Origin of the sequence: Nocardioides aurantiacus, assembly GCF_003752505.1 — a bacterium.
Lineage (GTDB): Bacteria > Actinomycetota > Actinomycetes > Propionibacteriales > Nocardioidaceae > Marmoricola > Marmoricola aurantiacus.
Window position 1 is genome coordinate 2,429,855 of the sequence record NZ_RKHO01000001.1, and the last position, 18,486, is coordinate 2,448,340.

Here is an 18,486-nt window from a genome sequence, read left to right on the forward strand (position 1 = left end):
AGAGGAGCCGTCGTGCCGAAGGCCTGGAGCGACAAGCGCGAGCGTCAGTACGAGCACATCAAGGAGGGACTCGAGGAGCGCGGCAAGGACGAGTCCACCGCCGAGGAGATCGCGGCCCGCACCGTGAACAAGGAGCGTGCCCGCGCCGGTGAGTCCGAGGAGGCCAGCCGGACCTCGACCGAGGACATCTCCTCGGGCCGTCGAGGCGGGCTGCGCTCGCACTCCGGCGAGGGCGGGCGCACCAAGGCCCAGCTCTACGAGGAGGCGCGCAAGAAGAACGTCGAGGGCCGCTCGGGCATGAGCAAGGCCGAGCTCGAGAAGGCGCTCGACGGCTAGGCGGCTCGCTGCCGCTCTGGACGGCGTACGACGGGCCGCGGCTCGGGCACGACCCGCGCCAGCCCCAGCACCAGCACCGTCGTGGCGAGCACCGCGAGCAGCGCCAGCAGCGCCCCTCCGGGCGAGGTGACCACGAGCTGCGGCAGCAGGCGGTCGGGCACCGCACTGGCCCCGACCCCCGCGCCGACCAGGCCGAACCAGCTGCCGCGCATGTTGCGTCGGTGGGCCTCGACGTTGCCGCGCCAGGCGTGGACGATGCCGAGCGTGACGGTCACCAGCGTCACCGTGGACAGGACGTGCAGCCAGCTCAGCTGGCCCGCACGGATGTCGCGGATCCAGAACGACGTTACCGCCACGTAGACCATCAGCACCACCCACACCCGACCCGCGAGCCGGTGCAGCCGGTCGCCCTTGGTCGGCCGGAACAGCTGCACCCCGCCCAGCACCAGCGCGACCGTGGCGGCGAAGGCGTGGGTGCCGACCAGCAGCGTCCAGCCGGCGTTCACCGGGGGCCCCCGTCCATGGCGGCGAGCAGGCGTCCGACCGGGCCGGCGAGCTCGTCGGGCTCGACGTCGGCCGCCTTCAGCAGCCGCGCGAACGACCCCTCCAGCAGCTGCAGCGCGAGGTCCACCTGGTCGGACCCGGGCCCGGTGAGCACCAGGCTGCGGCGGTTGCCGGTCCCCGGCTCCTGGCGTACGTCGGTCCAGCCGGCGTCGCGCAGGGACCCGACCAGCCGGCTCGCGCCCGCCTCGGTCAGCCCGACGGCGTCGGCCAGCGCCCGCTGGGTCACCGGCCCCGCCTCCCCCAGCCGGCGGACGGTCAGCAGCGCCAGGAACTTCTGGTAGGTCAGGTCGGTCGACTCGCGCAGCCGCTGGTCGGCGTTGCGGTCCAGCCGGCTGACCAGCACGTGAAGCTGGTGGGCGGGCTCGGCGTCGTACGGGCTCATGACTACATACTTGCGTTCGCAACTTGCTATATCAAGGTCGCGCCTTATGAACGTCGCACCACATCAGGGGCTGGCCAGATACGAGTCTGGCCGCTACTGTCCCGTCCACATATTGAGACCCGGGGGGATGACATGACCTTGTTCACGACAACTTCTGCGCGCGCCGTACTGGTGCTGCTGTCGGCATCGGTGGCGCTGGCGACGACCCAGCTGCCCGCTTCCGCGGCCAGCGACCTGCCGGCCCCCGAGCAGACCACCATCGACCAAGCCCTGCGCGAGATGGGTGCCGACGAGGCGGTTCCGAGCGATCTCGTACTCGAACCGCTGACCGGTGACGAGGACGTGCGCATCGCCGCGTCAGTCGAGAGGTTCGGTTTTGGTCTGCCCGCCACGGGCGGCGGCAGCACCCTCGACGACGGCGTGACGACCCTCTACGACGGTGCCTCCGACGGCACCTCGGTGGCGGTGCAGCCGGTTGCGACGGGCGCCCGGGCCCTGGTGCTGATCCAGGACGAGTCGGCCACCACGACCTTCGACTTCCCGGTGACCGGGGACACCGACCGGCTGCAGCTGAGCCCGACCGGTTCCGTCACGGCCCTGGACTCCGAGGGGACGCCCCTGGCCACCGCCGCACCCGCGTGGGCCGTCGACGCCGAGGGCACGCCGGTGCCGACCCACTTCGAGGTCGATGGCACCACCCTGCGCCAGGTCGTCGACCACGACGCCGCCGCCGACGTGGCCTACCCGGTCACCGCCGACCCGGTGTGGGCGGTCGTGATCGCCGCCGCCGCCCGACAGTGCGCGGCTGGCGCCCTCTCGGGCATCGCGTCGACAGCCCTCATCGACATCTACAAGGGACGGGCGTCGTCCAAGCGGGACTACGTGCTCAATGCCATCGCATCCTGCCTGGTGGGCCCGGTCGGCTACTGGGCGTGGAAGGTCCTGCCCGGAGCGACCAAGCGCTGGCTGGTGCGGCAGGTGCTCTACTTCGTCATCTACGTGATCCGACGCGTGCGATGACGGAGGAAAGCATGGCGACCCGAGAGCGGCCGAGCCGCCAGGACTACGCCTGGATCGCGTTCGGCTGGCTGCTGGTGCCGGTGACCGCGATCGTCCTGGACGCGGTGGGGCTGATCGAGCTGGACGGGGTGCTGGTGCTGGCCACGGCCGTGATGAGCGCGATGGCCGGCGGCGCGGCGCGCGCCTACCGGCAGCAGCTGCGTCGGGAGCGCGACCCCCGCTGAGCGGTGGCGCCTCAGCTGTTCTCGGCCTGCTCGGCGCCCCGGCGCCAGCGGATGCCGGCCTCGAGGAAGCCGTCGATGTCGCCGTCGAAGACGGCCTGGGGGTTGCCGACCTCGAACTCCGTCCGCAGGTCCTTGACCATCTGGTAGGGGTTCAGCACGTAGTTGCGCATCTGGTCGCCCCAGCTCGCCTGCACGTCGCCGCGCAGCGAGTCGAGGTGGGCCCGTTCCTCGGCCTTCTTCAGCGCCAGGATCTTGGCCTTGAGGATGACCATCGCGCTGGCCTTGTTCTGCAGCTGCGACTTCTCGTTCTGGCAGGACACGACGGTGCCGGTCGGGATGTGGGTCAGCCGGACGGCGGAGTCGGTGGTGTTGACCGACTGGCCGCCGGGGCCGCTGGAGCGGTAGACGTCGACGCGGATGTCCTCGTCGGGGATGTCGATCTCGTCGGTCTGCTCGAGCACCGGCACCACCTCGACGGCGGCGAAGGAGGTCTGGCGACGGCCCTGGTTGTCGAAGGGGCTGATCCGCACCAGCCGGTGGGTGCCGGCCTCGACGGAGAGGTGGCCGTAGGCGTACGGCGCGTGCACGGCGAAGGTGGCGCTCTTCAGGCCCGCCTCCTCGGCGTAGGAGGTGTCGAAGACCTCGACGTTGTACTTCTGGCGCTCGGCCCAGCGGGTGTACATCCGCATCAGCATCTCGGCGAAGTCGGCCGCGTCCACGCCGCCGGCGCCGGAGCGGATCGTCACGAGCGCCTCGCGGACGTCGTACTCCCCGTTGAGCAGGGTGCGGACCTCGAGCGCCTCGACGGACTTGTGGAGCTTGAGCAGCTCGGCCTCGGCCTCGGCCATCGAGTCGGCGTCACCCTCCTCCTGACCGAGCTCGACGAGGACGCCGAGGTCCTCGATGCGGCTGGACAGGCTCTCGAAGCGGTCGAGCGTGCCCTGGAGGTGGCTGAGCTTGCCGGTGACCTTCTGGGCGTTGGCCTGGTCGTCCCACAGGTCGGGGGCGGCGACCTGCTCGCCGAGGTCCTTGATCTCGCGGCGCATCTCGTCGACGTCCAGGACGGAGCCGATGGTCTTCATCGTCGCCTGGAGCTGCTTGATCTCGGAGTCGAAGTCGGTGGCTGCCACAGTCCGACAGGCTACGGGACGGGTTCGATGTCGGCCGCGGGGAGCCAGCGGGCGACGGTGGCCCAGCCGACGGCGTCGACCCAGACCACCGAGACGACCCGCCCCTCCCAGCCGCGCTCGGTGCGGCACCACTCCACGAGCAGGCTGGGCTCGCCGTCGACGCGGCAGTGCCGGGCCGGGGTGTGCGGGACGGGCGGGTCGGGCACCGCCGCGGGCCCCGGGTCACCCCGACCCGCGACCCGCTCGGCCAGCGTGCCGTGGTCGCCCGATCCGTAGCCGCCTCGCACCGGACCATCATGACACCGATTCGAACACGTGTACGACTGTCCACGAGACGGGACTCACGTTGCCGGCCGCCTGCGAGGGGGTAGGACAAGGGCAACCTACCGAGGAGTCACATCGTGAGCGCACGCCCCGCCCGCACCGTCGTCATCACCGGAGCCGCCGCCGGCATCGGCCGTCGTACCGCCCTGACCCTGGCCGGCAACGGCTGGACGGTCGGCGCCTTCGACCTCGACGAGACCGGGCTGGCGACCCTCGCCGACGAGGCCGGCCGGCTCCCGGGACGCATCCTCACCGGCCACCTCGACGTCACCGACGCCGCGGAGTTCGCCGAGCGGGTCGACGGGTTCGTCGCCGAGACCGGGCGGCTCGACGCGATCGTCAACAACGCCGGCATCCTGCTGGCGGGCCGCTTCGAGGAGATCGACGTGGCCAAGCAGCACCGCGAGATCGACATCAACACCAAGGGCGTCGTCAACGGCCTGCACGCCGCGTTCGCGCACCTCAAGGCGACGCCCGGCTCGGTGGCGGTCAACCTGGCCTCGGCCTCGGCGATCTACGGCCAGGCCGAGATCGCGAACTACAGCGCGACCAAGTTCTTCGTCCGCGGTCTCACCGAGGCGCTCGACATCGAGTGGAAGCGCCACGGCATCCGCGTCGCCGCGATCTGGCCGCTCTACGTGCAGACCGCGATGACCGACGACATCAAGACCGGCACCACCGACCGGCTCGGCATCAAGCTCGGCCCCCAGGACGTCGCCGACGCGATCGTCGGCGCCATCGACCCGCCGCTCCCGCGCCGCCTGGCCAAGCAGGTGCACTTCACGGTCGGGGCCCAGACCCGCGCGATGGCCCTCGGCTCGCGCTTCTCCCCCGCCTGGCTGACCCGCGCGGTCAACAAGAACCTGGCCGGTCACTGAGGCGGACGGCGACGACCGCGCGTGCATCCACGGGGGGTGCGGAGTCGGAAGAGACGTCAGGACAGGGAGCCACCGGGCACCTGACGTCGAAAGGAACCTCCGACATGAGCAAGCTCCTCACCCGGGCAGCAGGGACGGTCGCGGTCGCCCTGCTGGCCACGGGCCTCTCGCCCGCCTCCGCCACGACCCAGGCCACCGCCGCGGCGCCCTCCGGCAACCGCAGCCTCGCCACCGTGCTCACGTCGGACGGCAACCGCTTCGACCGCAACGCCCATGACTACGACGTCACGACCGAGGCCGTGCTGGCCGTGCTCGAGGCCAAGCCGGACAGCGCTGTCGGTGTCCTGGCCGACGGGTCGCAGCCGCTGACCGCGTTCGTGCCGACCGACCGCGCCTTCCGTCGGTTGGTCCACGCGCTGACCGGGAAGTGGGTCCGCAGCGAGCGGCACGTCTTCGAGGCCGTGGCCGGTCTCGGCATCGACACGGTCGAGCAGGTGCTGCTCTACCACGTGGTGCCGGGGAGCACGATCGACCGTCGCGCGGCGCTGGCCTCGGACGGCGCCCGGCTGACGACCGCCGCCGGCCCGACCGTCACGGTGGACGTACGCCGCAGCCCGCGACGCGTCGTGCTCCTGGACCGCGACCCGAACGCCTACAACCCGCGCATCGTCCGCTTCGACCTCAACCGCGGCAACAAGCAGATCGCGCACGCCGTCAACCGGGTCCTCCGCCCCGCCGACCTGTGAGTCCGGACCACCACGCGCGCTGCCGCGCGATCGCTACCCTGGGTCGATGACCGGGAGCGGACTGCGCGGCAGCGCCGTGGTGGACCTGGCGACAGCACTCCGGGACGGTCGCCACGACGCGCTCGAGGAGCTGTTCGACCGGTGGTCGCCGCTCGTCCACTCGTTGGCGTGGCAGGCGCTGCGCGACCCCCACGAGGCCGACGAGGTCACCCAGCTGGTCTTCGTCTCGGCGTGGCGCTCGCGCGAGACCCTGCGCCCCTCCGACACCGCCCTGCCCGCGTGGCTGGTCGGCATCTGCCGGCACCGCATCGCCGACCGCTTCGCCGACCGGTCCCGCGAGTCCCGCCGCCTGGCCCGGATGGCGTCCGAGGAGGACGTGCTGGAGGCCGACCGGGTCGAGGTCCTCGGCACCGAGCAGTTCCTCGAGGCGCTCACCATGGAGGAGGCCCTCGGCGCCCTCCCCGAACCGCGGCAGACCGTCGTGCGGCTGGCCTTCCTCGAGGACCAGACCCACGCCGAGATCAGCCGCCGGCTCGGCCTGCCGCTTGGCACGGTCAAGAGCCACGTCCGCCGGGGACTGCTCCAGCTGCGCGACCGGTTGGCGGTGAGCCATGACGACGCACCTCGATGACGACGACCTGGCGGCCGTCGCGCTCGGCGACCACGAGACGGAGCTGCCGCCGTCGGCCTGGAGCCACGCCGAGTCCTGTGCGCACTGCGCCACCGAGGTCGAGGCGCTGCAGGCCGTCGTCCGCCGGGCACGGGCGACCCCCGCCTCCGCCCCGCCGGTCGGCCCGGGCGTGTGGCGCTCCGTGGAGCGCGAGATCGCCGCCGACGACGCACCGCCCGCCGCGCCGGCGCCGGGGTCGACCGCCCCGCGACGGCACCACCCACGGCGACGGGGGGCGCTCCGGCTGCTCGCCGGCGCGGCCGCGCTCGTGCTGGCCGCCGGCGCCGGGCTGGCGTACGGGCGGACCCTCGCGCCCGACCCGCCGCGGGCTCAGGACCAGGTCGTCGCGCGGGCCGACCTCACCACCGTCGACGGTGATGCGTCCCGGGGCCGGGCCCAGGTGGTGCGCGCCGACGGCGCGCTGGCGCTGCGGATCTCCGCCGCCGACCTCGGCGACGAGGCCGGGTGGCACGAGGTGTGGCTGCTGCACGACGACGGCCGGGGCCTGGTCTCGCTGGGCACGCTCGGCGGCGGCGAGAGCGGCACCTTCCCGCTCCCCGGCGCACTGCTGCGCGAGGGCTACACCACGGTCGACGTCTCGCTCGAGGACGACGGCGACCCGGCCCACTCCGGGCGGTCCCTGGCGCGAGGACGACTGGGCGACGTCTGAGAGGCGTACGGGCTGACCGGCCCTACCCCGCTCGCGCACGGCCATGCCTGGCGTTTCGAGACGCTCTAGTCCACCCCCATCCGGTTGCCGGTTCACCCACCTCGGGCACGTGGGGGGTGCCACGCTCGGCCGGCGACGAGAGGCGGGAGAGAGCAGCGATGACGGCAGCACGGACGGCGAGCCCCCAGGCGACCGACGACGGGGCCCCGGTCGACGGCGCACCGGGGCGGGGCGCCCCCGCCGACGGCCGGCTGGACTGCGTCCTGCAGGTGCTCGGCGGTGCCTCCGTGGCCGGCGTCGCCCGGGGCGCGGGCCTGGAGCCGGCCGTGGTCCACCGGTGGGTGCGGCTGTTCACCGACGCCGGCGCCGCCGGCCTCGCCAACCGGCCCGACCCGACCCTGGCCCAGCAGCGCGACCGCTTCCTGGCCGCGTTCGCCCACGAGATCCGTACGCCGCTCGCGGTCGCCCAGGGCTGGACCGACATCCTCGCCGACGGCGACCTCCCCGAGGACATGACCGCCTCGACGGTCGGCAAGCTCGGCGCCGCGCTCGCGCTGCTGGCCGAGCGCACCCAGGAGGTGGAGTACCTCGCCGCCGCGTCACTGGGGCGGCTGCGGGTGACCCGCCGCGCGGTCTCGGCCCTCGCGCTGGTGCCCGACGGCGAGGCTGCGCCGAGCGGCGACCTCGACGCCCGGGTCGACACCGATCCTGGCCTGGCCGCCCGGGTCGTGCGCGACCTGTGGGCGGCCGCGGCGATGGCCCCCCGGCCCACGCGGCGCGAGCTCCAGGTCCGCGACACCGGGATGTGGGTCGAGCTGCGCGTCGTCCGGACCGGTGAGCCGATCCCCGCCCGCACCCTGCACGCGCTGTTCGAGCCCTTCGACCGCAACGACGACGCCACCGGCGTCTCCACCGGTCTCTACCTCGCCCGCGCCCTCAGTGTCGCCCTCGGCGGCACCGTCGGGCTCGAGCAGGACTCCGAGCGCGCCGTGTTCTGGGTGCGTCTCCCCTCCCCCGAACCGAGGACCCTCCGATGATCTTCCGCCTCGCCTGTGGCGACGTCATGCCCGGCTGCGCCGCCAGCTTCGAGAACACCGACAAGAGCCTGCTGCTCGAGGAGGTCGCCCGTCACGCGGCCGCCGACCACGGCATCGCCGAGATCACGCCCGAGATGCTCGCGGCCGTGGACGGCAAGATCGTGCAGGCACCGGCCTAGCGGCTCCCCACCAGCGCGGCGACGACCTCGCGGGTGCCGGTCCGGCCCTCGGGGGTGGGGGTCAGCGGGTGCACGTGGACCGCACCCGGCACCTCGTGCAGCGTCACCGGCGTACCCACCTCGCGGCAGCGCTCGACCAGCAGCAGCGTGTCCGGGTGGAGCGAGTCGCGGGTGCCGATCCACACCGTCATCGGCGGCAGCCCGTCGAGCCGACCGAGCAGGGGGCTGACCCGCGGGTCGCGGAGGTCGCCGCCACCCATCCACACCCGGGCCACCTCGCGCGCGCCCGGCGTCGAGAGCCAGGGGTCGTCGACGCGGTCGATGTCGGGGTTGGTCAGCGTGGCGTCGACCCACGGCGCGACCAGCACCAGCCGCGCGACTCCGACGCCCTCGTCGCGCAGCACCTGCGCCAGCCCCAACGCCAGCCCGCCGCCGGCGGAGTCGCCCGCCAGCACCAGTCCTCCCCCGGCGCCGACCGGCACGTCCTGGTGGGACTCGGGAGACGGTCGCGACTGCCACGGTCTCCCGAGCGCACCCGGATCGGCGGCCAGGTCGCGGCAGAGCCCGACCAGGAAGGCGTAGGCGTCGTCGCAGGTGTGGTCGGGCGCGAGGCCGTAGAGGGGCACCACGACGCGGCAGCCGGCGTCGACCGCCGCCGAGACCAACGCCCAGTGCTGCGGGGCGATCTCGGACAGGTAGGTGCCGCCGTGCAGGTAGACCACCGTGCTCGCCGGCACGCGCTCCGGCTCCACGTAGTAGACCCGGAACCCACCCACCTCGGCCTCGTGCACGTCGTGGCGGTCCCGGAACCGCTTCGGCGGCGACGGATCGGCCTTGGGCTCGGCGAGCCGCTTCCGGGCTCGGCCCACGGTCGCCATCCGCGGCTTCCGGGTCACCCGCAGCACCAGTCCCACGCCCCGCATCTGCCAGCTCATGGGCGCAGGCTCCCACGGTCCGGTGAGGTGCGGTCGAGCCGCACCCGGCCGACGATCAGTTCGCGGTCGCCGGGTGTGGGTCCCCGCCTGGGCGTCGGCGCAGGGTGCTGAACTGATCGTCGTTCGGGTGTGGGTGCGGCGTCAGTCGGAGACCACGACGACCGAGGCGGCCTGGCCGGTGATCCGGACCTGCTCGCCCACGCCAGGCACACGCAGCGGCAGGTCGGTCGGGGCGGCGAGACTGACGATCACGGTGTCACCGGTGGTGCGCACCGAGTGGGACAGGCCGGGGAAGCGCTGCGACGCGCCGCTGGCGGCGAGGTAGGTGGCGACGTACTGCCGGGCCGCCTGCGGGTCGATCTCGGCCCGCCGACCCAGGCCTTGCGTGTAGACCTGCTCGCCCTGCAGCCCGTCGGTGGCCGCGAGGGCCGCGGCGTCGGCGGTGGCGTTGAGGCCCTGGCGCCGGAGGTACGCCGCGGACGCGTCGACGACCACGGCCACCACCAGCGCGACCACGACCGTGAAGCCGATGATGAGCGGCGTCATCGACCCGTGCTCGTCGCGGGGCCGGCTCACGGCCGCTCCTCGCGGAAGGTGCCGTACGGCGCCTGGTGGTCGGCCTGCAGCCGGATCGCCGGCGTCTGCGACCCGAACACCGCCGGCAGCAGCGGCAGGTCGACCGAGGAGCGGACCTCCGCGCGGACCACCGACCCGGGGGTGAGGCAGTCGCGGGGTACCGGCCGGCAGGTGATCTCCACCCGCGGCGCGTCGGTGAGGCCCTGGTCGGCGTACGCCAGGCGGGCGGCTGCCTGGGCACGGGAGTACGCCGAGGCCTGGTCGGGCGAGGTCACGAACGCGCGACCGGCCGAACGGGCCGCGGCCGAGGCGGCGTACGCCGCGCGCTGGGTCTCGAAGACGGTCAGCACGACGTAGAGCAGCGGCACCAGCAGCAGGATCGCGAGCCAGACGAACTCGATCACCGCGGTCCCCTCCTCGTCGTGCGCCGTCACGGCTGGTCCTGCAGCAGCGGCTCCTGCACCCCGTGGCCCTCGACGTCGAGCGAGACGCCCGGGCCCCACAACCCGAGCGGAGGCACGACGGCCCGCACCCGGACCTCGACGGTCGGCACTCCCCCGGTCGTCGTACGACGCGCGGAAACGTCGCGCGCGAACCGGTCGGCGATCGCGCCCCGCACCTGCTGGCGGGTGCGGGCCACGCCGTCGGCCGGACCCCGGTCGAGGGTCGCGCCGTAGCGGGCACCCTCCGTCGCGGCGGCGGTCAGGGTGTTGCGCACGTGCAGCACCAGCCCGACCTGGACGAGGCCCAGGACGAGCGGCACGAGCACCATGCTGACCAGGACGAAGTCGACGACGGCGGCGCCGGCCTCGTCGCGGCGCCACCGGTCGGGCTCAGCCCGAGACCGAGGCGAGCGCTTCACGCAGCATCGCGCCCAGCTGCGAGCCGGCGATGGCCCAGAGGCCGGCGACCAGACCGGCGGTCATCACGGTGATCAGGACCCAGCCGGGCACGTCGCCGCGCTCGTCGCGCGGGTGGCGCAGCCGCTGCAGGGGTGAGGGAAGGTGTCGCACGGTTCCTCCAGGTGGTGGGGTTCTCGGCCAGAAGACGGGGGCGGGTCAGGGCACGACCAGGCGCAGGCCGACCAGGCCCGGCCAGAACGCGAAGACGACGACGGTCGGGAGCACGAGGAAGACGACGGGCACCATCATCAGGACCTCCCGGCGCGCGCCGGTCTCGATCAGGGCGCGTCGCGAGGCCTCGCGGACGTCGCCGGCCTGGGCGTGCAGGACGTCGGACAGCGGGGTGCCGCGCTCGACCGCGACGGCCACGCCCTCGGCGAAGCGCGAGACCACGGCCAGACCGGAGCGGGCCGACATCTCGTCGAAGGCGCGGGTGATCGGCGTACCGGTGCGGACGTGGGCGAGGACGCGCGCCAGCTCGGCGGACAGCTCGCCCGAGGAGCGGCGCACCACGCGGTCGAGCGCCGCGACCGGGCTCTCCCCGGCCGCCACGGCCAGGGCCAGCAGCTCGGCGACGGTCGGGAACTCCTGCAGGATCTGCCGCTCGCGGGCCGCGACCTGGGCGCTGAGGCGGTTCTCCCGCAGCAGCACGCCGCTGACGAACGCGATGCCGCAGAACACCAGCAACGGCACCGACCGCTCCGGCGAGGTGGCGGCGACCAGGCCCGAGGGCACCGCGGCGAGGGTGAAGCCGACCAGCCCCCAGACCACCTGCTCGACGCGGAACTGGGCGACGTCGATCTCCAGGCCGGCCCGCTCGATCCGGCGCCGCACGGACGTCGAGCCGCCCATGACACGCTCGACCGCCCGTCCCGCGGCCTGCAGCGGCGGTCCGAACACCCCCGCGAAGGCGTTGGACGACGCCGGCGGCGCCGGCAACGACGCCGGGCGCGGGAGGTCGCGCACGTAGGGCAGCACGCGCACCGCGATCGGCGTACGACGGGCGTCGAGCAGTGCCACGACGACGAGCCAGAGCCCGGCACCGAGGGCGCCGCCGAGCAGGCCTCCGAGGAGCGGCGTCACGACAGGATCCGCCGCTCGACGGGGAGCCGGCCGATCCGCACCATCAGCCGGTACGCCGCGGCGCACAGCAGGCCGCCCGTCGCGAGCACCACCACCCCGGCCCCGGTCGCGTAGCGCTGGATGACGTCGGGCTGGAAGCAGAGCAGGAGCAGCACCAGCCACGGGGCGGCAACGGCCAAGCGGGCGCCGTTGACGGTCCACGACTGCCGCGACTGCAGCTCCGAGCGCGTCCTGGCGTCGTCGCGCAGGTAGCCCGAGAGGCTGCGCAGCAACCGGCCCAGGTCACCGCCGCCGACCTCGCGGGCCACCCGGAGGCTCTCCACGACCCGGTCGCCGACGGGGTCGGCCAGCCGCTCCTTGAGCCGGTCGAGCGCGACGGCGAAGCGCCCGCCGACCTGGTAGTCGAGCGCGAACCCGGCGAACGCCCTGCGCAGCGGCTCGGGACCGCGCTCGGCGAGCGCCGCCAGCGCCTCCGGCAGGGACATGCCGGCCCGCACCGCCGACGCCAGGTTGTCGACCGCCTCGGGCCAGACCTCGGCGAACTCGCGCTGCCGGCGCTCGGCCCGGCCGCGCAGCAGCGCCACGGGCAGGTAGGCGCCCATGACGCCGAAGGCCAGCGCGACCGGCACCGTCCGCGAGGCCAGCAGCACCACGGTCGTGGCCGCCACGGCGGTCACGACGCACACCACCACGAAGCCCGCCGGGCTCACGTCGGGCAGGCCGGCCCGGGCGAGCAGGGGCTGCAGCCGCGGCTGCCGGGTGCGCGCCGGCGCGGCCGGCCAGGTCGAGGACCACACCAGCAGCAGCCCGACGCCCAGCACCAGCCCCAGGAGAGCGCCCATCAGCCGCCTCCCCCGAGGATGCGGTGGACGTCGACGCCGGCCCGCTCGAAGGTGTCGAGCCGGGTGGGCATGCCGCCCGCGTGGACCAGCTCGCCGTCGCGGCGGACGAAGATCGGCTCGGTCTCGACGATGTCGTGCTCGACCCTCCCGGGCACGGCCACGATCTCGTTGACACGACGGGTGCCGCCCAGGTCGATGCCGAGGTGCACCACGAGGTCGACGGAGCTCGCCACGGTGGGCACCACGAACCGGGCCGAGATGTTCTCGCCAGCCAGCAGCGGCAGCGTGCAGAGCTTGACCAGCGCCTCCCGGGCGCTGTTGGCGTGGAGCGTCGCCATGCCGGGCAGGCCGGAGTTGAGCGCGAGCAGCAGGTCGAGGCTCTCCGCCGACCTGACCTCGCCGACGATGATGCGGGTCGGCCGCATCCGCAGCGTCTCGCGGACCAGGTCGCGCAGCGTCACCGCGCCGTTGCCCTCGAGCCCGACCTGGCGGGTCTGCATCGCGACCCAGTCCGGGTGTCCGAACCGCAGCTCGAAGACCTCCTCGGCCGACACGATCCGGTCGCCGCCCGGGATGGCCGAGGCCAGGCAGTTGAGCATCGTGGTCTTGCCGGCCTGCGTCGCGCCGGCGACGACGATGTTCTGCCCGGCCAGCACCGCGGCCTCGAGGAACTGCGCGGCCTGGGCGGTCAGCGACCCCAGCCGCACCAGGTCGGCGAGCCGCGCCGCCCGCAGCACGAACTTGCGGATGTTCACGGCCGAGAACTGCCGGCTGATCCCCTCCAGCACCACGTGCAGCCGATGCCCCTGCGGCAGCATCGCGTCCACGAACGGCTGGCTCAGGTCGATCCGGCGCCCGCTCGACTTCAGCATCCGCTCGACCAGGTCCTGCACCTCCGCGCGGGTCAGGATCACGTTGGTCAGCTCGTGGCGCCCCCTGCGAGCCACGAACACCCGCGAGGGCTCGTTGATCCAGATCTCCTCGACCTCCGGATCGTCGAGGAACCGCTGCAGCGGCCCGAACCCCGAGACCCGCGCCACCAGCTCCTCGACGGTCCCGACCGGGTCGGGCACCGGGGCGACCACGCCGGTCAGGCTGCGGTCGTCGTGCTCGCGCACCACCTGCTCGGCGATCCGGCGCACGTGCCGCACGTCGAGCTGCGGGTCCACCCCGTCCCGGCGTACGGCGGCCCGCACCAGCTCGTCGAGCGCACCCACCAGGTCCAGGTCGAGACCCGGCTCGACCTGGGCAGAGCTGGGAGGGACCGCGCGAGGAGCGCCAGCGCCCGAGACGTCCACTGACATGCCCAGCAGCATCACCCCGCCGCTGACCTGGTGAAACCCCCGCCGACCGATCTGTGGACAACCACGCCACAGCAGTCACACCAGCCCACAGCCGACGCAGAAACGAGACCCACCGGGGGTCGGTGGTGTCGGATGCCCTGGCCCCGCGGCACCCTCGTCACGTCGGGCGGGGTCAGCTCGGATATCGCGATGGCGCTCCACCTCGTCGCGGTACGCCGGCCGCGAGCTCGCCGAGGCCACCGTCCGGCAGATCGACCACGTGTGGACGAGACCCGCTGAGGACACGCCCTGTCCGCGGGCGGGTCTAGCGTGCCGGGCATGGCCATCGCCCAGTTCCCCGTGACCGTCCTCGACTGCCCCGACCCCCGCGTGCTCGCGGAGTTCTACGGCGCGATGCTCGACTGGGGGGTGCAGGTGGACGAGGACGGCGGCTGGGCGGAGGTCCGGGCCGACCACGGCCACTCGTTCTGCTTCCAGCGGGTCGACGACTACGCCGCCCCCGACTGGCCCGGCCAGGAGCGACCGCAACAGTTCCACCTCGACGTCAACGTCGCCGACCTCGACGAGGGAGAGAAGGCCGTGCTCGAGCTGGGCGCGACCAAGCACGAGCACCAGCCGGGCACGACCTTCCGGGTCTTCCTCGACCCCGCCGGCCACCCGTTCTGCCTCTGCGTGAGCTGACGCCGCGGTCGCGTCCTGGTCACGGACGCGCCACCGGGCCAGGATGAGCGGGACGAAGGAGACCGCCGTGACCGCTGCCCCACCCCCGGGCCCCCCGCTCGAGTGCGACCTCGTGATGAAGGGCGGCATCACGAGCGGTGTCGTCTACCCCCTCGCCGTCACCGCCCTCTCGCGCGTCTACCGGCTCCGCTCCGTGGGCGGCGCGTCGGCCGGCGCCATCGCGGCTGCGGCCGCCGCCTGCGCCGAGCTCGGCCGCACCAGCGGCGGCTTCGAGAAGCTCACCGCGCTCCCGCGGCTGCTGACCGAGACCGTCGAGCCGGGCCGCAGCCGGCTGTTCACCCTGTTCGCGCCCCAGCCGCGAATGCGCCGGCTCTTCGCCCTGGTCACCGCCGGGCTCGGCACGTCCGGCCGCGGTCGCGCCGTGGCGATGGTCGGCACCGCGCTCCGCGCCTGGCTCCCGTACGCCGCCGCCGGCGCCGCCCTGGGCGTCGTGCTCGTCGTCCTCGGGTTCGTCCTCGGCGGGCCCGCCGCCTGGGTCTGCCTGGTCGCGGGGCTGCTGCTGGCCGTCCTCGGCCTGGTGGCCGGCACGGCGTACGGCGCGCTGCGGGACCTCGCCGCCCTGCCCGAGGTCGGCTTCGGGCTCTCCTCGGGCGCGACCCCGCCCGGGGCGACCACCCCGGCGCTCACGCCCTGGCTCCACGAGACCTTCCAGCACCTGGCGGGCCGCACCCTCGACGACCCGCCCGTGACCTTCGGCGACCTCGAGACCGTCGGCGTCCGGCTGCAGCTGATGACGACCAACCTCTCGCGGCGCCAGCCGCTGACGATGCCGCTGGCCGACGACGACTACTGGTGGGAGCCGGCCCACTTCCGCACCCTCTTCCCCGCCGCGGTGGTCGACCGGATGGAGCACGTCGACCCGACGCCCGCCACCCCGCCGGACCGCGAGGACTGGATCCGCGCCGTGCAGCGGCTGCACGCCGGCGGCCGGGAGCCCCGGCTGCTGCCGTTCCCCGCGCCGAACGACCTCCCGGTCGTCGTGGCGGTCCGGATGAGCCTGAGCTTCCCCGGGCTGATCGCCGCCGTCCCGCTGCACGCCTACGACGAGCGGCGCTCGGTCAACCGGACCTGCCGCGAGCAGGCGGCCGCCCGCTTCGACGCCGACCCGACCTGCTCGCCCGAGGACGCGGTCGCCGACCTGCCGGCCCGCGAGGCGCAGGTCAACTGGTTCTCCGACGGCGGCATCTGCGCCAACCTGCCGCTGCACTTCTTCGACGCGGCGCTCCCCCGGCGCCCCACGTTCGCCATCAACCTCGCGGAGTTCCCGCCCGAGCGCCCCAAGAGCCCCGACGAGCACCAGAACTCCGACCTGCCCGAGGACGACGAGCAGGTCGCCCGCCGCCAGACGGTGTGGGAGGGCTCCGGCCTGGGCCTGCTGCTGACCTTCTTCGGCAGCATCGTGGAGACGGCGCGCACCTGGGTCGACGAGGCCCAGCTGGCGATGCCCGGCTACCGCGACCGGATCGTCACGGTGCTCCACGACGAGACCGAGGGCGGGCTCAACCTCGACATGCCCGAGCCGGTCGTCCTGGCGCTCTCCGAGCGCGGGGCGGGGGCGGCCGAGCGGCTGGTCCGTCGCTACGCCGGCGACCAGCCGGGCGTCGTACCCGCCCCCGGGTGGGACAGCCACCGCTGGCTGCGGTTCCGCACCGCGGGGGCTGCGTTCTCCGACGTGCTCGGGTCGTTCCGGGCGGGCTACGAGACGGTGCTGCCCGGCACCACGCCCTACGCGCACTGGGTCGGCATCGGAGACGACGGCGCGCCGGCCGACGCGCCGCTGCCGTCGTACCCCCTCGACGACGTACGCCGGGAGGCGGTCAACCGCCGCACCGAGGGCCTGCTCGACACCGCCGAGGAGTGGCGCACCGAGCCGGCCGACGCCTTCACCCGGGGCGCGCCGGAGCCACGACCGCAGATGCGACTGGTGCCCAGCGACCGGGCCGGAAAGGCGCCCGGACCGCGCTGATCGTCCGTCACGTCCGGTTTGACCGGATCTGCGATGGGGCATGCTGAGGGCCGGGCAGGATCGACCGCCGTGTCCCGGGGGTGGCGGAGATCCAGCCCTCTCGGGCCCCGCTCCTCCCGGCGGCACTCAGGCGCTGAACAGGTCGCCGTCCTCGGCGATCCGGGCCAGCACCTCGTCGTAGCGCAGGTGCTCCAGCCCGAGCACGTCCTCGGCGCCGGCCTCGACCTCCTCCCAGGTCCGCGGCGCGGCCACGGTGGGCGTCTCGCGGCCGCGCAGGGAGTACGGCGCGATGGTGGTCTTCGAGCCGGTGTTCTGCGACCAGTCGAGGAACACCTTGCCGCCGCGCCGGGCCTTGGTCATCTGGCTGACCACGAGCGACCGGTGCGACCGCTCGAGGTCCTCGGCGACCTCCTTGGCGTAGTCGCGGACCTCGTCGGCCGACAGGTCGCCGGCGAGACCGGCGTACAGGTGGAGGCCCTTGGACCCGCTGGTCACCGGGACCGTCTCCAGGCCGTCCTCGGCCAGTCGCTCCCGGACCAGCAGCGCGACCTGCGCGCACTCCATCAGCCCGGCGGGCTCGCCCGGGTCGAGGTCGATCACGAGCCGGTCGGGGTGGCGGGGCCGCCCGGTGCGGGTGACCGTCCACTGGTGGACGTGCAGCTCGAGCGCGGCCAGGTTGACCAGCCAGGTCAGCGTGGCCAGGGAGTCCACCACCGGGAAGCGCAGCTCCCCGTCCTCCCCCGACGCGGACCGCGACCCGGTCGTCGGCACCGCCACGGTGCGCACCCACGACGGCGTGCCCGACGGGGCGTTCTTCTCGAAGAAGCTCGCGTCGCCGGTGCCGTGGGGCCAGCGGATCCGGGTCACGGCGCGGTCGGCGAGGTGCGGCAGCATCACCGGCGCGACCTGGGCGTAGTAGTGGAGGACCTCGGCCTTGGTGGTGCCGGTGCGGGGATACATCACCTTCTCGAGGTTGACGAGCGTCAGCACCCGCCCGTCGACCTCGACGCGGGTCTCGGTGCGCGGTGGGCTCACGGGGCCACGCTACGCACCGAGCAGGTCGTCCGGGTCGAGGTCCGTGCGCACCCCGCGGTACGCCGGCTGCCGCAGCCGGCCGTCGCTGGTCAGCGCGAGGTGCTGCACGTCGACCACCACCCGCGGCTCCACCCACACCGTGTCCTGACGGTCGAGGCGCGGGAGCTCGGCGGAGAACGGCGAGGCGTCCGTGCGCATCGGCCCGAGCAGGCCGGCCAGCACCACCCCGGCCTTCCCGGCGATGCCGCTGCCCACCCGCCCGCGGAACCGCAGCCCGTCGCTGCCGGGCTCGCCGACGAGAACCGCACCGAGGCGGTGGTCGGAGCCGGTCTCCCAGCGGAACCCGCCGACGACGTAGGACGCGGTGGGGCGGATCGGGAACTTCAGCCAGTCCCTGCTGCGCCGCCCGGGGTGGTAGCGCGAGCCCAGCCGCTTGCTGACGATCCCCTCGAGCCCCTGCTGCTCCGCCGCGTCGAGCAGCACCGCGCCGTCGGCGTACGTCGGGGGCACCTGCCACGCCGCACCGTCGAGCCCGAGGTCCTCGAGGCGCGCACGTCGCTGCGACAGCGGCCGGTCGAGCAGCTCCTCGCCGTCGGCGGCGAGCAGGTCGAAGACGATCAGCGTGACCGGGTTGCGCTCGGCGAGCCGCTGCGCCCGGGCGGCGTCGCGCACGTGCATCCGGTCGGCCAGGGCGCCGAACGACGGCACCCCCTCCCCCAGCGCCACGACCTCGCCGTCGAGCAGCACGTCGGGCAGGCCGAGCGACGCCAGCCCCTGCAGCTCGGGGAACGACACCGTCACGTCGTTCTCGTTGCGCGACCACACCCGGACGCCGGAGCGGCGTACGTCGACCAGGACCCGCATCCCGTCCCACTTGACCTCGTGCGCCCAGCCCTCCGCGGCGGGCACGTGGTCCCCCTTGGTCGCGAGCATCGGCAGCAC

Annotated in this window: 25 protein-coding genes; 11 read left to right on the plus strand and 14 right to left on the minus strand. The window is 74.1% G+C overall.

The genetic code is table 11. The features are described from left to right. Positions 1 to 12 precede the first annotated feature (12 nt). Complete coding sequence (locus EDD33_RS11625; protein ID WP_056543814.1) at positions 13 to 336, plus strand: hypothetical protein; 324 nt, start codon at positions 13 to 15, stop codon at positions 334 to 336. Here EDD33_RS11625 and EDD33_RS20020 read toward each other — a convergent pair. Further along, positions 333 to 842, minus strand: a complete 510-nt coding sequence (locus tag EDD33_RS20020) for a DUF2306 domain-containing protein (RefSeq protein ID WP_170169794.1) — start codon at positions 840 to 842, stop codon at positions 333 to 335. The two genes, EDD33_RS11625 and EDD33_RS20020, sit on opposite strands and share 4 nt — an antisense overlap. Further along, complete coding sequence (locus EDD33_RS20025) at positions 839 to 1,282, minus strand: MarR family winged helix-turn-helix transcriptional regulator (protein WP_170169795.1); 444 nt, start codon at positions 1,280 to 1,282, stop codon at positions 839 to 841. Before EDD33_RS20025 ends, EDD33_RS20020 begins: the two co-directional genes overlap by 4 nt. 132 nt (positions 1,283 to 1,414) lie before the next feature. Between EDD33_RS20025 and EDD33_RS11635 the strand changes: the two genes are divergently transcribed. Together EDD33_RS11635 and EDD33_RS11640 are read left to right on the plus strand one after the other, a co-directional pair. After that, positions 1,415 to 2,302 carry a hypothetical protein gene (locus tag EDD33_RS11635; RefSeq protein ID WP_148077064.1) on the plus strand — a complete coding sequence of 296 codons (888 nt, stop codon included), beginning with the start codon at positions 1,415 to 1,417 and terminating at the stop codon, positions 2,300 to 2,302. Between the two features lie 11 nt (positions 2,303 to 2,313). After that, entirely contained in the window at positions 2,314 to 2,526 is a 213-nt protein-coding gene (locus EDD33_RS11640; protein ID WP_056543828.1) for a hypothetical protein, read from the plus strand. A gap of 11 nt (positions 2,527 to 2,537) precedes the next feature. Here EDD33_RS11640 and prfB read toward each other — a convergent pair whose 3' ends face one another. Further along, positions 2,538 to 3,656: a peptide chain release factor 2 gene (gene prfB, locus EDD33_RS11645; RefSeq protein ID WP_056543832.1), complete on the minus strand. Its 1,119-nt coding sequence runs from the start codon at positions 3,654 to 3,656 to the stop codon at positions 2,538 to 2,540. A gap of 11 nt (positions 3,657 to 3,667) precedes the next feature. Beyond that, positions 3,668 to 3,943 (minus strand): hypothetical protein, encoded by a 276-nt coding sequence (locus tag EDD33_RS11650; RefSeq protein ID WP_123391014.1) that lies wholly within the window; start codon positions 3,941 to 3,943, stop codon positions 3,668 to 3,670. Between the two features lie 114 nt (positions 3,944 to 4,057). Between EDD33_RS11650 and EDD33_RS11655 the strand changes: the two genes are divergently transcribed. The 6 genes from EDD33_RS11655 to EDD33_RS11680 all read left to right on the plus strand — a co-directional run bounded on the left by EDD33_RS11655 (position 4,058) and on the right by EDD33_RS11680 (position 8,160). Continuing rightward, the gene (locus EDD33_RS11655; RefSeq protein ID WP_123391016.1) at positions 4,058 to 4,858 is read left to right on the plus strand and encodes an SDR family oxidoreductase; all 801 of its coding nucleotides are present in this window, start codon (positions 4,058 to 4,060) and stop codon (positions 4,856 to 4,858) included. 104 nt (positions 4,859 to 4,962) lie between these two features. Next, positions 4,963 to 5,604: a fasciclin domain-containing protein gene (locus tag EDD33_RS11660; RefSeq protein WP_056543841.1), complete on the plus strand. Its 642-nt coding sequence runs from the start codon at positions 4,963 to 4,965 to the stop codon at positions 5,602 to 5,604. 46 nt (positions 5,605 to 5,650) lie between these two features. Next, positions 5,651 to 6,235 (plus strand): RNA polymerase sigma factor, encoded by a 585-nt coding sequence (locus tag EDD33_RS11665; protein WP_056543844.1) that lies wholly within the window; start codon positions 5,651 to 5,653, stop codon positions 6,233 to 6,235. Next, positions 6,216 to 6,944 carry an anti-sigma factor gene (locus EDD33_RS11670; RefSeq protein ID WP_123391017.1) on the plus strand — a complete coding sequence of 243 codons (729 nt, stop codon included), beginning with the start codon at positions 6,216 to 6,218 and terminating at the stop codon, positions 6,942 to 6,944. Before EDD33_RS11665 ends, EDD33_RS11670 begins: the two co-directional genes overlap by 20 nt. A gap of 158 nt (positions 6,945 to 7,102) precedes the next feature. Beyond that, the gene (locus EDD33_RS11675; RefSeq protein ID WP_123391019.1) at positions 7,103 to 7,981 is read left to right on the plus strand and encodes a sensor histidine kinase; all 879 of its coding nucleotides are present in this window, start codon (positions 7,103 to 7,105) and stop codon (positions 7,979 to 7,981) included. Further along, positions 7,978 to 8,160, plus strand: a complete 183-nt coding sequence (locus EDD33_RS11680; RefSeq protein ID WP_246003479.1) for a DUF1059 domain-containing protein — start codon at positions 7,978 to 7,980, stop codon at positions 8,158 to 8,160. The genes EDD33_RS11675 and EDD33_RS11680 overlap by 4 nt, the downstream gene beginning before the upstream one ends. Here EDD33_RS11680 and EDD33_RS11685 read toward each other — a convergent pair. The 8 genes from EDD33_RS11685 to EDD33_RS11720 form a co-directional block, all read right to left on the minus strand. Then, on the minus strand, positions 8,157 to 9,095 hold the full coding sequence (locus tag EDD33_RS11685; protein ID WP_123391021.1) for an alpha/beta hydrolase fold domain-containing protein: 939 nt from the start codon (positions 9,093 to 9,095) through the stop codon (positions 8,157 to 8,159). The genes EDD33_RS11680 and EDD33_RS11685 overlap by 4 nt on opposite strands. Before the next feature lie 141 nt (positions 9,096 to 9,236). Further along, on the minus strand, positions 9,237 to 9,671 hold the full coding sequence (locus EDD33_RS11690; protein ID WP_246003480.1) for a pilus assembly protein TadG-related protein: 435 nt from the start codon (positions 9,669 to 9,671) through the stop codon (positions 9,237 to 9,239). Further along, positions 9,668 to 10,105, minus strand: a complete 438-nt coding sequence (locus EDD33_RS11695) for a hypothetical protein (protein ID WP_123391022.1) — start codon at positions 10,103 to 10,105, stop codon at positions 9,668 to 9,670. The genes EDD33_RS11690 and EDD33_RS11695 overlap by 4 nt, the downstream gene beginning before the upstream one ends. Next, positions 10,102 to 10,533, minus strand: a complete 432-nt coding sequence (locus tag EDD33_RS11700; RefSeq protein ID WP_246003481.1) for a TadE/TadG family type IV pilus assembly protein — start codon at positions 10,531 to 10,533, stop codon at positions 10,102 to 10,104. The genes EDD33_RS11695 and EDD33_RS11700 overlap by 4 nt, the downstream gene beginning before the upstream one ends. After that, positions 10,505 to 10,684, minus strand: coding sequence for a hypothetical protein (locus EDD33_RS11705; RefSeq protein ID WP_123391024.1), 180 nt, complete (start codon positions 10,682 to 10,684; stop codon positions 10,505 to 10,507). Before EDD33_RS11705 ends, EDD33_RS11700 begins: the two co-directional genes overlap by 29 nt. Before the next feature lie 45 nt (positions 10,685 to 10,729). Further along, positions 10,730 to 11,656 carry a type II secretion system F family protein gene (locus EDD33_RS11710; RefSeq protein WP_056543867.1) on the minus strand — a complete coding sequence of 309 codons (927 nt, stop codon included), beginning with the start codon at positions 11,654 to 11,656 and terminating at the stop codon, positions 10,730 to 10,732. Beyond that, the gene (locus tag EDD33_RS11715; RefSeq protein WP_123391026.1) at positions 11,653 to 12,498 is read right to left on the minus strand and encodes a type II secretion system F family protein; all 846 of its coding nucleotides are present in this window, start codon (positions 12,496 to 12,498) and stop codon (positions 11,653 to 11,655) included. Before EDD33_RS11715 ends, EDD33_RS11710 begins: the two co-directional genes overlap by 4 nt. Next, positions 12,498 to 13,802, minus strand: coding sequence for a TadA family conjugal transfer-associated ATPase (locus tag EDD33_RS11720; RefSeq protein ID WP_123393348.1), 1,305 nt, complete (start codon positions 13,800 to 13,802; stop codon positions 12,498 to 12,500). The genes EDD33_RS11715 and EDD33_RS11720 overlap by 1 nt, the downstream gene beginning before the upstream one ends. A gap of 318 nt (positions 13,803 to 14,120) precedes the next feature. On the opposite strand from EDD33_RS11720, the gene EDD33_RS11725 reads away from it, so the two are divergent. Together EDD33_RS11725 and EDD33_RS11730 are read left to right on the plus strand one after the other, a co-directional pair. After that, positions 14,121 to 14,483, plus strand: a complete 363-nt coding sequence (locus tag EDD33_RS11725; protein ID WP_123391028.1) for a VOC family protein — start codon at positions 14,121 to 14,123, stop codon at positions 14,481 to 14,483. 67 nt (positions 14,484 to 14,550) lie between these two features. Then, positions 14,551 to 16,509 (plus strand): patatin-like phospholipase family protein, encoded by a 1,959-nt coding sequence (locus EDD33_RS11730; protein WP_170169796.1) that lies wholly within the window; start codon positions 14,551 to 14,553, stop codon positions 16,507 to 16,509. A gap of 126 nt (positions 16,510 to 16,635) precedes the next feature. Here EDD33_RS11730 and ligD (EDD33_RS11735) read toward each other — a convergent pair whose 3' ends face one another. Then, positions 16,636 to 17,544: a non-homologous end-joining DNA ligase gene (ligD, locus tag EDD33_RS11735; protein WP_123391030.1), complete on the minus strand. Its 909-nt coding sequence runs from the start codon at positions 17,542 to 17,544 to the stop codon at positions 16,636 to 16,638. A gap of 9 nt (positions 17,545 to 17,553) precedes the next feature. Continuing rightward, complete coding sequence (gene ligD / locus EDD33_RS11740; RefSeq protein ID WP_123393351.1) at positions 17,554 to 18,477, minus strand: non-homologous end-joining DNA ligase; 924 nt, start codon at positions 18,475 to 18,477, stop codon at positions 17,554 to 17,556. Positions 18,478 to 18,486 lie beyond the last annotated feature (9 nt).